Origin of the sequence: Paenibacillus sp. FSL M7-1046 (genome assembly GCF_038007405.1) — a bacterium.
GTDB lineage: Bacteria > Bacillota > Bacilli > Paenibacillales > Paenibacillaceae > Paenibacillus_AQ.
Window position 1 is genome coordinate 991,740 of the sequence record NZ_JBBOXB010000001.1, and the last position, 15,263, is coordinate 1,007,002.

The 15,263-nt window shown below is 51.2% G+C and carries 10 protein-coding genes; 3 read left to right on the forward strand and 7 right to left on the reverse strand.

The features are described from left to right. The first annotated feature begins 57 nt into the window (after positions 1 to 57). Together NYE29_RS04190 and NYE29_RS04195 are read left to right on the forward strand one after the other, a co-directional pair. Positions 58 to 1,293: a M23 family metallopeptidase gene (locus tag NYE29_RS04190; protein ID WP_340894539.1), complete on the forward strand. Its 1,236-nt coding sequence runs from the start codon at positions 58 to 60 to the stop codon at positions 1,291 to 1,293. Positions 1,294 to 1,306: 13 nt separating this feature from the next. Then, entirely contained in the window at positions 1,307 to 1,756 is a 450-nt protein-coding gene (locus NYE29_RS04195; RefSeq protein WP_076113491.1) for a bactofilin family protein, read from the forward strand. Positions 1,757 to 1,831: 75 nt separating this feature from the next. Here NYE29_RS04195 and NYE29_RS04200 read toward each other — a convergent pair whose 3' ends face one another. The 5 genes from NYE29_RS04200 to NYE29_RS04220 all read right to left on the reverse strand — a co-directional run bounded on the left by NYE29_RS04200 (position 1,832) and on the right by NYE29_RS04220 (position 11,919). Further along, positions 1,832 to 2,620: an ABC transporter permease gene (locus NYE29_RS04200; RefSeq protein WP_076113490.1), complete on the reverse strand. Its 789-nt coding sequence runs from the start codon at positions 2,618 to 2,620 to the stop codon at positions 1,832 to 1,834. Then, positions 2,613 to 3,530 carry an ABC transporter ATP-binding protein gene (locus tag NYE29_RS04205; protein ID WP_038598699.1) on the reverse strand — a complete coding sequence of 306 codons (918 nt, stop codon included), beginning with the start codon at positions 3,528 to 3,530 and terminating at the stop codon, positions 2,613 to 2,615. The genes NYE29_RS04200 and NYE29_RS04205 overlap by 8 nt, the downstream gene beginning before the upstream one ends. A 159-nt stretch (positions 3,531 to 3,689) precedes the next feature. Then, on the reverse strand, positions 3,690 to 8,285 hold the full coding sequence (gene gltB / locus NYE29_RS04210) for a glutamate synthase large subunit (protein WP_076113489.1): 4,596 nt from the start codon (positions 8,283 to 8,285) through the stop codon (positions 3,690 to 3,692). 471 nt (positions 8,286 to 8,756) lie between these two features. Next, complete coding sequence (locus NYE29_RS04215; RefSeq protein WP_340894541.1) at positions 8,757 to 11,111, reverse strand: YhgE/Pip domain-containing protein; 2,355 nt, start codon at positions 11,109 to 11,111, stop codon at positions 8,757 to 8,759. A 226-nt stretch (positions 11,112 to 11,337) separates the two neighbouring features. Further along, positions 11,338 to 11,919 (reverse strand): TetR/AcrR family transcriptional regulator, encoded by a 582-nt coding sequence (locus NYE29_RS04220; RefSeq protein ID WP_038586643.1) that lies wholly within the window; start codon positions 11,917 to 11,919, stop codon positions 11,338 to 11,340. Positions 11,920 to 12,313: 394 nt separating this feature from the next. Between NYE29_RS04220 and NYE29_RS04225 the strand changes: the two genes are divergently transcribed. Further along, a complete protein-coding gene (locus NYE29_RS04225) occupies positions 12,314 to 13,501 on the forward strand; it encodes an MGDG synthase family glycosyltransferase (protein ID WP_340894546.1) in 1,188 nt (395 codons plus the stop codon). A gap of 105 nt (positions 13,502 to 13,606) precedes the next feature. On the opposite strand, the gene NYE29_RS04230 is transcribed toward NYE29_RS04225, so the two are convergent. Both NYE29_RS04230 and NYE29_RS04235 read right to left on the reverse strand, forming a co-directional pair. Next, positions 13,607 to 14,290, reverse strand: coding sequence for a metal-dependent hydrolase (locus tag NYE29_RS04230; RefSeq protein WP_340894548.1), 684 nt, complete (start codon positions 14,288 to 14,290; stop codon positions 13,607 to 13,609). Positions 14,291 to 14,346: 56 nt separating this feature from the next. Continuing rightward, positions 14,347 to 15,237, reverse strand: a complete 891-nt coding sequence (locus NYE29_RS04235; protein WP_076113485.1) for a cell wall hydrolase — start codon at positions 15,235 to 15,237, stop codon at positions 14,347 to 14,349. Between the last annotated feature and the right edge of the window lie 26 nt (positions 15,238 to 15,263).

Here is a 15,263-nt window from a genome sequence, read left to right on the forward strand (position 1 = left end):
GGCACGGAGTTTTAGTTACCACGAGGCGGCTGCCACAAGCCGCAGAAAGGAGTAGCTATGAAGAGTCAGCCCGATCATAACCGGATTACACTGCTCGTCGTCCGCGAAGCCGGACGTCCGGTCAGACAACTTCAGCTATCGAGGCCGCTTGCCCTGGCCCTCCCGGCCGCAGCCGCCCTGTCTATCTCCAGTCTGGTCACCTCCATGCATTTTCATGCCTCCCGCTCGATTGCAGAGCTGGAATCGGAAGCAGCGGCTCTGTCCCTGACTAATCTTCGAATGGAAATGAAGGTCGCTGACAAGGACCAGACACTTCAGCAGCTCCGCAGTCAGGTGACTGAGCTGTCGGAGGAGGCCGAGAACATCAAAGACAAGCTAAAAAGTGTCAGTGAGCTGGAAGCGCAGCTCCAGTCGCTGATTGACAAGGAGAGCAGTTCCACCACTGGAACAGACTCTGGTAAAGGTACAGGCACAGACTCCGATACCGAAAAGACATCCTCCTCCAATGCATCATCAGGGACGCTCTCTCATGCCACAGCTTCATTGGACACCATAGACGGATCTGCTCCAGCCGTTACAACAGCGCTAAATGGTGTGGATTTCACGGCTGCAGCGGTTTCCAATTCTTCTTCGCTGTCTGGTGTAAGCTACCGGATCGGGGCGCTTTCATCGGTACTGGGCAATAAGGCAACCCCACAGGTAGGCGGCGAATATATCGCGGTCTATCAGGAGGATCCCTTGGAGCTGGTCCGGCAAACTAAAGATGATTTTGCCGAAATCCGCAGTATGCTTGAAGAGATGGTGAACAGCATCTCCACCACGATTACCCAGGCCGAGAGGGCAAACAGCGTTCAAGCCAACCTTCAGGCCAAAAAAGCGCTCGCCGAAAAAGCCCGCTTGGCACCGGCCGTGATCTGGCCCACCCATTCCAATGTGATCACCTCAAGCTTCGGCTACCGCTCCGACCCTTTCAAGGGCGTTTCCGCCTATCATTCCGGCATTGATATTGCCGGTGATATCGGTGATCCTGTCTATGCAGCAATGGCCGGTGTGGTCACCGCCTCCGATCAGATGGGTGCAAGAGGAAAATACATTATTATCGAGCATGCGAACGGGCTGGAGACCTGGTATATGCATTTGAACGGAATGACCGTCAAAGCCGGTGACAAGGTCAACAAAGGCGAGCAAATCGGAATGCTGGGCAATACGGGGCGCAGTACAGGTCCCCATCTTCATTTTCAGGTGGTAAAACAGAACAAGGCGGTGAATCCGCTCAATTATGTAAAACCCTAAGGAGGAATTAATAGTGTGGAATAAACCAAAGCAGCAGGCATCCTTTAAGTCTACTGACTCGCTGATCGGTCTTGGAGGTACACTGGAGGGCAAGGTGCAGTGTGATACCAACTTGCGGATTGAAGGCAATTTCAGCGGGGAAATTCAGTGCCAGGGGACAGTGACCGTAGGTGAACAAGGAACGGTCCGTTCCAGCATTAAAGCTCAGGAGATCATTATAGCCGGCAAAGTGTTCGGCGATGTTACCGCCGACCGCCGCCTCACCATGACTGGAACCGGACAACTCCACGGCAACATCCTTGCAGGGACGCTCAGCATTATGGAGGGAAGTGTGCTTAACGGTTCCATAGGCATGGCAGAACAGCCCGCCCCGGAGAAAGCGGGCGGACTGCAGGAGGATAAGAATAAGGACAAGGCAGGTAAACGTGCCTCCAAGGCGCAGAGCAAGCTGGAAGCCGGCTAAACGGTTTGAACCTGTCTAGGCTCATTCCCGCAGCTTCCCATGTGCACCCGCCTCACAGTCCATCTACGTAAGGTCTTAAGCGGCGACATCCCTTTTACGGAACACGATCCAGGAAACCGCCAGAAACAGCAGATAATATACAGCCAGCACGGCGGCAGAGAACCCAAGGGTTACACCGCCAGGACCGGCATCGCTCAATATATATCCCCGCAAATCCATGTGGGTAAAGATCAGATACTTAGCCCACTCATACCTTTCCGGGCTAAAGATGACGATAAATAAATTTTTGGTAAACATAATAAACAAAGACAGACCGATCGCCAGTCCGCTTGCCCGGAATACACTCGATACCATAAAGGCAAGCGCAGCGGTTAGAAACAGCTCAACATAGCGGCAGAGCACATCGAGGAAGGAGTATTCAACCGGACTCCAATTTCCTAAGTTAGACGCTCCCGCTTCCGCTGAAGAGGAGAAGATCAATGACGAACCATAGGCGAAAGCAATTAATATTGCTGTGCTGAGCAGACTAAAGAGGATCATGGAAATATATTTTGAGAGCAGTATTTTGGAGCGGCTCCACGGGCGAATCAGCAAAAGCTTGATTGTTCCCCAGGAAAATTCGCCCGCCACGGAGTCGGATGCAACTACAACCGTGAAGATCGTATTCAGGAAAAAGGCAACGCTCACGGTCGTCTGAAAGCTCTCCCATAGTCCCATCCTGGACATATCACCACTGCTGGTAAAATAGAACAGTGCCGGAAACAGCGCACTCATTAAAGCCAGAATGAACAACATAATCCATGTACGGACACGGCTGTAAATCTTGATATTCTCATTATGTATGAGAGCAGCGAACTCACCCAATGCCTTCACCTCCTGTAATTTCCAAGAATTGATCTTCCAGTGAGCGGGACAGCGCCTTGATGCTGTAGACCTTGATGCCGCCTGCCACCAGCTTCGCATTCAGTTCGGCTACTTCCTCACGGCTCGCCACGACGGCCAGACCGCCTTCTCTCAATACTCCGCGGCCAATCAGGCTAAACGCCGCTTCCGGATCACTCACCTCAAACAGTGTTTCCCCAGCTGGCATCACTGCGTCTCCCACTGTCTTCAGCTGTTTCACATCTACAAGCCGGCCATTCTGGATAATTGCGACACTGTCGCACATCAGCTCCATTTCGGACAACAAATGGCTGGAGACAAACACCGTTGTTCCCTCATCTTGGCAAAGACGGCGCAAATAATCGCGAAGCTCACGGATCCCTTGCGGATCAAGCCCGTTTGTCGGCTCATCCAGAATCAGCAGCTTCGGCCGATGCAGCAGGGCCTGAGCGACACCAAGCCGCTGGCGCATGCCCAGAGAATAGGTTTTTACTTTATCATGAATTCTCTGTCCAAGCCCGACGAGTTCCACAACCTCATTGATCCGCTGCTTGTCTACACCCGGTACCATGCGCGCATATTGGCGCAAATTCTGGTATCCGGTCAAGAACTTATACATCTCAGGATTCTCAACAATGGCACCGATATTGGCTACCGCTTCTTCGAAATGATCCTTGATGCTGCGGCCGCAGATCAGAATGTCTCCCTGGCTGATCGAAATAAGCCCTACCATCATGCGAATCGTCGTCGTTTTGCCGGCGCCGTTCGGTCCAAGAAACCCAAAAATTTGACCGGACGGAATGTCCAGCGTTAAATTGCTGACCAGCGTTTTGGAACCTATTTTTTTGGTGACGCCCATTAGGCTGGCTACAGGCTTCGACACTTCTGCCATATTTGGCATTATTTCACTTCCTTTCATTAGTTTGCATTACTATATTACCACAGCTTACCTTTTTCATGAAAATCAAGAAAAATACATTACATAATAAAGGACCGTACCCTTTCATTACAAAAGGATACGGTCCCTTGTTCTTCGACAATTGCTTAAAGATTAGCCACCGACACGGGCAAGCTCACGCATGTTGGCTTCAAAGGCTGCCATTAGGGCAGCTTCGCCGGTCAAGCCGGTTTGCTCAACTTTGCGGATTTGCTCCATCATCCGTTTGTAATCCTTTGGAATCACCCGGGCAAAATTCGGCAGAGCCGCTTCCCAGCCATCCAGAATCCGTCTTCCCGCGGCACTGTCAGTAAGCTCCGTATGACGGGCAATCAGACTGTGCAGTTCAGCGATTTCGTCCGGTTCTTCGACCCGCTCCAGAAGCACCATTTCCAGGTTGCAGCGTTTGATGAAGTTGTTGTTCGGATCGTATACATAAGCGATACCGCCTGACATCCCCGCTGCAAAGTTGCGGCCGGTTTCACCGAGCACAACTACGCGCCCGCCGGTCATATATTCACAGCCATGGTCGCCCACGCCTTCAACGACGACATTCGCACCGGAGTTACGGACGGCGAACCGTTCACCGGCGATGCCGCTGATGTAAGCTTCGCCGCCGGTCGCTCCGTAAAGCGCCGTATTCCCGATAATAATATTGTCCTCAGCGGCGAAGGTTGCCTTCGGCGATGGCTTAATAATCAGCTTGCCGCCGGACAGCCCTTTGCCCACATAGTCATTGGAGTCGCCTTCGACCGTAATCGTAATCCCCTTCGGCATGAACGCGCCCAGACTTTGTCCGGCAGATCCGCTGAAATGCAGGCGGATCGTATCATCAGGCAGGCCTGCCGCTCCATATTTGCGCGTCAGTTCGCTGCCCAGAATCGTTCCTACCGCACGGTTCACGTTCGTGATTGGCAGCGAAGCTTCAACCACCGTACCGAATTCCAGGGCAGGTGCGGCCAGCTCCAGCAGCTTCGAAACGTCGAGCGTTTCTTCAAGACCATGGTTCTGGCGTTTGCTGCGGTAACGTGTGCTTCCTTCCGGCATTGCCGGAGTATGAAGCAGGCTGCTCAGATCGACGCCTTTCTTCTTCCAATGACTCGAAGCGCGTACGGCGTCGAGGCAATCGGTACGTCCAACCATTTCTTCAATGGTGCGGAAACCAAGCTCAGCCATAATCTCACGCAGATCCTGCGCCACGAACGTCATGAAGTTAACAACATGCTGTGGATCGCCTGTAAAGTTCTTACGCAGATCCGGATTCTGTGTTGCTACACCGACCGGACAGGTATCCATCTGGCACACCCGCATCATGATGCAGCCTACGGCTACAAGCGGCGCAGTAGCGAATCCATATTCTTCAGCACCCAGCAATACAGCTACTGCCAGGTCACGGCCACTAAGCATTTTGCCATCTGTCTCGAGCACGACACGGTCGCGGAGGTTATTCAGCATCAGTGTCTGATGGGTCTCAGCGAGACCAAGCTCCCAAGGCAGACCGGCATGGCGGATAGAGTTCATCGGCGATGCGCCGGTTCCTCCGTCATAACCGCTGATCAGAATGATATCGGCACGGCCTTTGGCTACTCCGGCAGCGATGGTACCGACGCCTACCTCAGACACGAGCTTCACGTTAATGCTGGCACGCGGATTGGCATTTTTCAGATCGTAGATCAGCTCTGCCAAATCTTCAATGGAATAAATATCATGATGCGGCGGCGGTGAGATCAGACCTACGCCTGCTGTGGAGCCGCGCACTTCTGCCACCCATGGATATACCTTGCGGCCCGGCAGCTGTCCGCCTTCACCAGGTTTGGCCCCCTGCGCCATTTTGATCTGAATTTCATCCGCATTCACGAGATAGTTCGAAGTCACCCCGAAACGTCCCGATGCGACCTGTTTAATCGCGCTGCGGCGGGAATCACCGTTGCTGTCCGGAATAAAGCGTGCCGGATCTTCGCCGCCCTCACCGGTATTGCTCTTGCCGCCGATGCGGTTCATGGCGATTGCCAGCGTCTCATGTGCTTCCTTACTGATCGAACCAAAGGACATCGCACCGGTCTTGAACCGTTTCATAATTGATTCTGCCGGTTCCACCTCTTCCAGCGGAACTGGCTGATTTGTCGATTTGAATTGCAGCATGGAGCGCAGCGTCTGATGTTTCTCGCTTTCACCCTGAACAAGCGCTGCATATTTCTTGTACATATTGTAATCGCCGCTCCGCACGGAGTGCTGAAGCAGGTGAATGGTCTGCGGGTTGAACAGATGCTCTTCCCCGTCGCTGCGCCATTGGTACTCGCCGCCGGAATCAAGCACTTTATCGTTGCCGTCTTTGTCGGTGAAGGCGCGGTTATGATGAATCAGCGCTTCTGCCGCCACTTCTTCAAGGCCGATACCGCCAATACGGGAAGGCGTCCAGGTAAAGTAACGGTCGACAAATTCCGAATTCAGTCCGACAGCTTCAAAGATCTGTGCGCCACGATACGATTGAATAGTAGAGATACCCATTTTGGACAGTATTTTCACTACGCTCTTTGTCGCAGCCTTAATGTAGTTCTTCACAGCCTTCTCATGCGAAATTCCGCGCAGCAGGCCCTGGCTAATCATGTCATCCAGACTTTCGAAGGCCAGATACGGATTGACCGCACTTACGCCATAGCCCAGAAGAAGCGCATAATGATGGACTTCACGGGGTTCGCCGGACTCCAGCAAAATGCTGACCTTCGTACGTGTTCCCGAGCGGATCAGATGGTGATGCAGGCTGGATACAGCCAGCAGCGCCGGGATGGCCGCATTCTCGCGGTCCACACCGCGGTCGGACAGAATAAGAATATTATGTCCTTTGGCCATTACGCGGTCAGCAGCCTCATTCATGCGCTCCAGTGCGATACGCAGTCCTTCCGCTCCAAGCTCAGCCGGGAACAGAATCGGAATGGACATCGATTTGAAGCCCGCACGGCGGACATGGCGGATCTTGGCGAAATCCTCATTCGATAAAATCGGCGATTCCAGCGAGATCTGTCGACAGCTCTCCGGTTCTGGTTTCAGCAGGTTGCGTTCCGGTCCGATTGTCGTAGCGGTTGACGTTACCAATTCTTCACGAATTGCATCAATCGGCGGATTGGTTACCTGTGCGAACATTTGTTTAAAGTAGTTGTAAAGACGCTGCGGACGATCCGACAGCACAGCCAGCGGAGCATCATAGCCCATGGAGCCGACAGCTTCGGCGCCGGTTGAAGCCATAGGCTCCAGCACCTTGCGCAAATCCTCAAAGGTGTAGCCGAAGGATTGCTGCAGCTGCTGCACATTGTCATGTTTCGGGTTCGGCAGTTCAGGTGCATCCGGAAGCTCGTCAAGTCCGATCAGATGCTCATCCAGCCATTGGCGGTAAGGCTGCTCGGAAGCAATGGACGCTTTCACTTCTTCGTCAGAAATAATCCGGCCCTGCTTCGTATCCACGAGCAGCATCCGGCCTGGTCTCAGGCGGTCTTTATATAGTACATTCTCTGCCGGAATATCAAGAACTCCTGCTTCAGAGGATAAAATAATCATATCGTCTTTGGTTACATAATAACGGGCAGGACGCAGGCCGTTACGGTCAAGAATGGCTCCGATTTGCACACCGTCGGTGAAGCCCATCGCGGCAGGCCCGTCCCACGGCTCCATCAAGGTGCTGTGGTATTCATAAAATGCCTTCTTCTGCTCATCCATGCTGTCATGGTTGCTCCAAGGCTCAGGTACCATCATCATGGCCACATGCGGCAAGGAACGTCCGCTGAGATACAGGAACTCAAACGTATTGTCGAACATAGCGGTGTCGGAACCGTCCGGATTAACAACCGGCTTGATCTTGCTGAGGTCTTCTCCGAATACTTCACTCTTGAACAGCGACTGGCGGGCGTGCATCCAGTTCACATTCCCCCGCAGGGTGTTGATCTCACCATTGTGGATCATGAAACGGTAGGGATGGGCACGCTCCCAGCTCGGGAACGTATTGGTGCTGAACCGGGAGTGGACAAGCGCAATCGCGGATTCCAGCTCTTGGTTCTGCAGATCCAGATAGAACTGGCCTACCTGCTCAGTTGTGAGCATGCCTTTATATACGATCTTACGACAGGACATACTTGGCACGTAGAAGGACTCACCCTCTTCGGTACCGCCATAGCGGATTGCAAGTTCTGCGCGTTTGCGGATTACATACAGCTTGCGTTCAAAAGCCAATTCATCCTTGACGCCTGCGGAACGGCCGATGAATACCTGACGGACATAAGGCTTCGCTGCCTTGGCAGTTTTGCCCAGCATTTCGTCAAAGGTAGGCACATCACGATAGCCAAGCACCACTTGGCCTTCTTCTGCAATAATGTCGCTCAAGAGCGCCTCGTGGCGGGCCCGGATCTCCTCGTTATGAGACAGAAAGATCATACCCACGCCATAGCGGCCCTGCTCCGGCAGTTCAAAGCCAAGCTTAGCAGCTTCCCCTGCAAAGAAACGGTGCGGAATTTGCAGCATGATGCCGGCTCCGTCACCGGAGTTCGGCTCGCTACCCTGGCCCCCCCGATGCTCCATATTGAAGAGCATAGTCAAAGCGTTACTTACAATATCATGGGACGGTGTGCCTTTAATATGGGCAACAAATCCCATGCCGCATGCATCTTTTTCGAACTGGGGATCATAAAGGCCCTGTTTGCCGGGCAGTTCAGTGTGTCTCATTGTACGCAACCTTTCTATAATAAAGTAGAAGTTATCATCGGAAGAACCCTCTTGCCGATCTGCATAATGGCGGCATCACTTTCACAAAAAATATAAGGAAAAAGCAAAGCGCAAAGCTCTACTTACATTATATTTACAGGAAAATATTTCAGAGAAAAATCTTAATAATTATTCAAGGCAGATTGGTTATATTATTTTATCATCGACCTGACATGAGCGCAATTTAAACTTTTTTATGAGTTTGATTAACAATTGCTTTTGCGGTACAGCTTTAGTGAATAAAAGCGTAAAAAATCTTTACAATGCATAATTATTCATTAAAACCGAATAAGTTCTTATGCAATGAAAACGCTTATTTCGTTTTCTTTCCATAACATGTCATTTTAATGTCGCATATCATTTCCGCAATAAGCAAAGAACGCCCCTTAAGGAGCGTCCTCTGCTTATTGTTATATTATTGCTATTAACCGATTATACAGTCAAAACTTGTTCACTTTTCATAGCAGCTTCACTTTCATGACTGCGGGTCATGAAATAGGTGAACGTAAGGGCCAGGAATACAAGGCCGTAGATCGCAAGCAGTCCTGCATCGTTCCACATTACACCCGTATCTCCCGTGGAAATTACTGCCTTGAATCCTCTGACGCTGTAGGTCATAGGAAGAAGCGGATTGAAGAATTTCATCCAGTTCGGAATCAATTCAAGCGGGAACGTACCTGCACTTGTCGTCAATTGGAAGATAAGGATGACGATGGCTACAAAACGTCCCGGTTGATCCATCCAGGTTACAATCGCCTGGATCATCCACATGAAGGCAAGACTGGTAATGAAGATAAATGCGTAGAAGAGCGGTACATTCTGCACTTCAAGACCCAATCCGTACAGAACAATAACTGCAGCGAGCAGCGCCTGAAGCACACTCATCATCGTGAATGTAAGCGTACGGCTGACAAACCGGTTGAACCGGCTGGCACCGATCACTTCGGAATCGCGCATTGGAATAATAATCGTGCTGATCAGTGCACCTACAAACAGTCCAAGGGACAGGAAGTAAGGCGCAAAGCCTGTGCCGTAGTTTGGCACGGCATTCACTTTAACTTCTTCAATCTCCACAGGCTGGGCGAACATTGAGACCAACGCGTCGGTCTTATTCACCGAACTGGTCTGTGATGCGGCATCGCCAAGCTTCGTTGCAAGTTCTCCTGAACCGGCCTTCAGATCATCAAGACCATCCTTCAGCTGGCCTGCTCCATCGCTTAGCTTCTTCGAGCCATCGGCTACAGAGGTCAGGCCGCTGCTCAGCTGTCCGGCTCCGTTCAACAGTTTCGAAGTTCCGGCTTCCAGCGCCTTGCCGCCATCGGCCAGCTTCGCACCGCCAGCTGCAGCTTCGTCCAGCTTCGCGCCGAACTGCTTCATCCCTGCGGCAAGTGTAGTTCCGCCGGTTTCCAGCTTCGTTGCACCGGCCACGAGCTGTTTTTGTCCTTCCAGCAGCTGCGTGCTGCCGGCATTCAGCTGCTGCGCTCCGTCATGCAGCTGACTGACTCCAGCATCCAGCTGCTCAGAACCGGTATGCAGCTGTCCTGCACCCTGCACAAGCTGCTCCTGTCCGCTGTGGAGCGCTGATGCGCCTTCCACGAGTTGCTGCTGACTTTGATCCAGCTGCGCGCTGCCTTGAGCGACTGCCGTACTTGCAGCCAGCAGCTTTTGCACATCAGGGCTGGCTGCAAGCTGAGGATTCGATTTGGCCAGCTGCTGCAGGCCATCGGCCACTGCTTTGGCTCCCGCGCTCACTTTCGCGCTGCCATCCTTGGAGGCCTTCAGACCGGCTTCCAGCTTCGCACTGCCTTCGACGGAAGAAGTAAGTCCCGCTTCCAGCTTCGCACTGCCATCGACAACCGACTTCGTGCCGGCTTGAAGCTTAGTCGTACCTTCTACAGCTGATGCTGTACCAGCCTGAAGTGAAGCTGCTCCGGTTTCCGTCTTCTTAAGGCCTTCACTCAGTTGTTTGCTGCCTGCTGCAGTCTGTGATACACCAGCCTGCAGTTTCTTGTGTGCAGCGGACAATTGCTGGAGTCCGCCTGCCAGAGTGCTGCTGCCGTTCTGTATGGCGGCGGCACCCGTATTCAGATCGCTCACACCTTTCGTAAGCGGCGCTACACCATCGAGCAGTTTACCTGTGCCCTCGGTCAGTACTACCAGGTTATCCTTCAGCTTCAGCGCGCCGTCATCCAGCTTGCTTGCACCATCGGCAATTTTTGTTGCGCCGTCTCCGGCGTCGCCAAGCCCGCTGGCGATCTCCGTAATTTTATCGAATACGGATTCTGTATAAGCTTCTGTTATTTTGGCCGATACTTTTGTCTTAATATCCTTTACCGCAGTTCCGCCAATTTGGCCGGCAAGGAAATTGAAGCCTTCGTTCGGTTCATAAATAATTTTGGCCGGCTGGGGATCAGTACCCAGCAGGGTTGTTGCATTTGCTGAAAAATCTTCAGGCACAATGATCGCCATATAATAAGTACTGTCGTCAAGTCCCGCTTCTGCCTGGTCACGGCTTACGAAATTCCATTCGAACCCGTCGGTTTTCTTAAGTTCTTCTATCAGGTCATTCCCGGCAGTTAGCTTTGAGCCTTCGTAGTCGGCACCTTTATCTTCATTTACGACAGCGACCGGCAGTTCATTCATTTTACCGTAGGGATCCCAGAATGCTTTCAGGAACAACCCGCTGTACAGCACCGGAACGAATAGGACAACAAACATTGGGATCAGCACTTTAGGATTCTTCAGCACTGCCCCAAGGTCCTTGAAAAACACGGATAAAGATTTCATTCTGGTTCTCTCCTTATAATCGTTTGCTCTCTTTTAAAATGCTATGAATCTTCAACTCTTGCTATTGTATTGAAAGTTACAGTAATACCATATGACTGTTTTCCCCAATTGGTCAGTCCAGAGTAAAAAAAAACCTTTCCGGTTTTTGTTCCACTGCCGCCTAAGTAAAAGAACATCCAGGGAAAGCAGACGGTTGACGATGCCATCCCTATTCCAGCTCCAAACTTTACTTTGCTGTTGCCAGCCCTTCGGACAAGAACAAGTGAAAATAATGTTTGATTTGCTCTTTGTTCAAAGGCACATGCACCTTGTTAAGTTCAGCAGTCAGCACAATGTAAAGTCTAAACATTACAACAGATACGATCTTGGGGTCGCAAGGTTTGATTTCGCCTTGACGAATCGCCTGTTCCACCTCCCGTTTCAAATAGTCAAGCACAACACTCTCGATCTTGTCGAGTCCTTCACCAGCCTGCGGCGTTCCGAAATCGCGACTTTCCTGGGAAAGCTTAATGAACAGCTCGTGTTCGCTTCGAAATTCCAGCAAAGCATCCAGAACCCTGTGCAGGTTATCAAAAAAAGGCTTATCCTTTTTGATTTCCCGCTCGGCGATTTTTTTCATTTCGACAATGACATCACGCAGGATTTCATCGAACAGCTGCTCCTTATTCGTGAAAAAGGTATAAATCGTTCCTTTTCCCACATTCGCAATCTTGGCGACTTGATCCATTGTAGTTGCCTTATAGCCAAATAATGAAAAACATTTCGTCGCGGCTTTAAGCACCTGCTGCCTTCGATCTACCACAGCCACCCGTACACTCCCTTTCCTCGGAAATATCGCTGTAACCGCATTTTGACCAATTTACTAATCCGGTCATTCGGTCATTACTTACTTTAACATGATGCCTCCGCGTTTGCAATACTTTAACCAATGTATATTTTTTTAATTTATTGCAGTGATTTAACTTTCTATTTACGTCTTATCTGTATAATGTAAGAAGAAACGTCTGTCTCGTCTTTGAAAAAGGGCGGTTTCCCTGCGGGAAATGGAAGAATAGAATGGCCGGACACACATAGTCTTATATTATGAGATTAACAGCTAATTTCGCTGTATAATAGAAGAGATGATTATATAGAGGTATCTCCAATCCGCCAAAGAAGAGAACCCGCAATTCTACCTATGAAGGAAAGTAGCAGGTGAACTTATGCGAAAGAAAAGAGTACTGCTGTTTTCGGAAGGCTTCGGTACGGGCCATACAGGGGCAGCCTATGCTCTCGCCGAAGGAATAAAGCTGTTGAATCCGGATGTACAATGCCGGGTCATCGAGCTGGGAAAATTCCTGAACCCTACGGTCGCTCCTTGGATTCTTTCCGCTTACCGTAAAACAGTCAGCAGCCAGCCCAAGCTGGTTGGCATGATGTATAAGACCCAATACAATAAATCACTGAACCGGTTGACGAAGCTGGCGCTTCACCGGGTTTTTTATACACATGCCTTACAGGTTATCGAGCAGCTTAAGCCGGATTTAATTATTTGCACACATCCCATTCCCGCAGCCGTTATTTCGAGGTTGAAGCGGCAGGGGTTGAATGTCCCGCTCTTTACACTCATAACAGATTATGACGCACACGCCACCTGGGTCAACGCTGAAGCTGACCGGTATCTAGTCTCTACTCCGCGGGTAAAATCAATTCTGACCGGCCGCGGGGTATCTCCCGAGCTTGTGACGGTCACCGGCATACCGGTGCATCCGAAGTTCTGGGAGCGTTCCAACAAGACCCAGCTCCGCAAGGAACTCGGGCTCGCCGATATTCCTACCGTGCTCATTATGGGCGGAGGCTGGGGACTCATGTTCGGCAAGGATGTTATGGACTCGCTCACGGCCCGAATGGATGATATCCAGCTGATCTTCTGCATGGGCAGCAACGACAAGCTTGTGGCCAAGATGCAGGCCAATCCCCTGCTAAACCATCCCAACGTGAGGATACTTGGTTACAGCAGTGAAATCAATAAGCTGATGGACGCCTCCGATCTGCTGATTACGAAGCCCGGTGGAATGACCTGCACGGAAGGCCAGGCCAAAGGAATACCGATGCTCTTCTACAGCGCCATTCCCGGCCAGGAAGAGAAGAATTGCCAGTATTTCGTGGAGCTTGGCTTGGCCGAGGTGCTGGATTCGAATGTCGTGGACAAATGGTTCTCCCTCCTGCTGCGTGAATATGCCGGACTGGAGGAGCAACGGAAGCGCCGGCTGGCTCCAGAGCGCCAGCAACCGCATAATTGCGCCTCTACGGTACTGCAGCTGCTGGGCAAACCGGCTGACGGAAAAACCGATTTGCGGGGAGCGCGGACACCGGCCCGCAATGAAGAGGCCGTCTATATTACCCCTTAAGCTCGAATGTTTGCCGCCAGTTCTGCCTGAACTGCAAAGCCAAAAGAACCTCCAATCCATCAAAGTATGGATTGGAGGTTCTTTTATTATACCGTCAGCGGGAGTTTAGATCTCCACACTTTCCCCTGCATGCAGCGGATAGCCCTGAATCCCCTCCTGCCGCAGCCGGTCACAGAACTCTGCGCCATCCTGGGCAATCGCCGGAAATGTATTGTAATGCAGCGGAATTACTTTATCCGCACGAAGCCATCTTGCTGCCAGCAGCGCATCGTCAGGCCCCATCGTAAGCATGTCCCCGATAGGCAGCGCCGCTATATCAATTGCGTTTCGTTCTCCGATCAGACGCATATCTCCGAACAATGCCGTATCTCCGGCATGAAATAAGGTTTTGCCTCCGATGGTCAGCAGAATGCCCGCCGGTTGTCCGGCATATATCCAGGTATCCCCTTCTGTAATGGAGGAGGAATGAAAGGCCTGGGTATATTTCACGGTAACTCCTTTATAGGAATGGCTGCCGCCGGTATTCATGTGTCTGACCTGCGCACCTTTGATGCGGCAATATTCTGCCAGTTCATAGACAGCAAAGATCGGACAGTCGTTCTTCGCGGCAATCTCCAGCGCATCTCCAAAATGATCGGAATGTCCGTGGGTGAGCAGAACCGCATCGACCGAAAGCTCATCGGGTGAGATCCCCGAATTCGGATTTCCCGACAAAAAAGGATCAATAATAACTTTGGCTTCCTCCGTCTCAACAAGCAGCGCCGAATGACCATAATAGGTGATTTTCATAGAGTGATCCTCCTAAAAGTTTTGCGGAATTATGCTTCTAGTTCATTGAAACCAAATTATTTATAAAAGGTATGATTGCCGATGGTCTTAGCGTACTCCTGCGAATGGTGGACCGTCAAATCCTGTGCCAGCTTCAGCGACAAGAAGAAATACGTATCATCCGTCACCTCTTTAACTCCAGAGAGCGCAGCATTTACCGCTTTAATGCTGTCCTTATTAGGTTTGACACGTTTAAGACGCCCGTTTGCCACAGGACTGAACTGGCTTTTCTGATAAATGACCTTGTAAATGGTGTCGGGAAAATTGGCTGACCGCAGCCGGTTCAGAACAACGTTGGCAACTGCCACCTTGCCCTGGTACGGTTCGCCTTCTGCTTCTGCCATAACGATTTTTTGCAGCAGTAGCAGGTCTTCATCGGATACGGCGTAGCTCCAGGTTGCTTGCGCTTGCTGTTCCTGGCTTAATAACTGCGTCCGGGAGAAGAACAATTTAGCGGGGGGATGTTGCTGAGATGCCGTTTTCGCTTGTTTTACGGTCTGGCTCCCCTTGGCTGCCGCCTGTCCGAGCGCTTTCTGCGCTGTTGCCGGCGGTGCCTTCACCACAGTGGCCTTAGTCTGAATGGTTACCTTCTTGGCTGCGCTTTGCGGCTTCAGCTTATCGGGAGTGAACCAATTCACGGCTGGCTTGCTGTTCCAGTTAAGCCTCAGATCGGCAACTGTGGTGTAGAGCATGGGTTTGGGTGATTCGGTTATCCTCTTGACACCGGTTGTGGCAGGATGCGACAGGACAGATGCGGCAGATGCATGGGTTGTCTGTAATTTATTCATTGGTACTGTATTTTTGCCCTCTGATACACGCTCGGAGTTCATCAGGCTTATTGAAGAGAAACACACTAGAATAACGCCAACGAGCAGCGCAATACAGCGATTTTGTTTAAAAATAACCATTTTTCACCTCCTATTTTACGGCACAT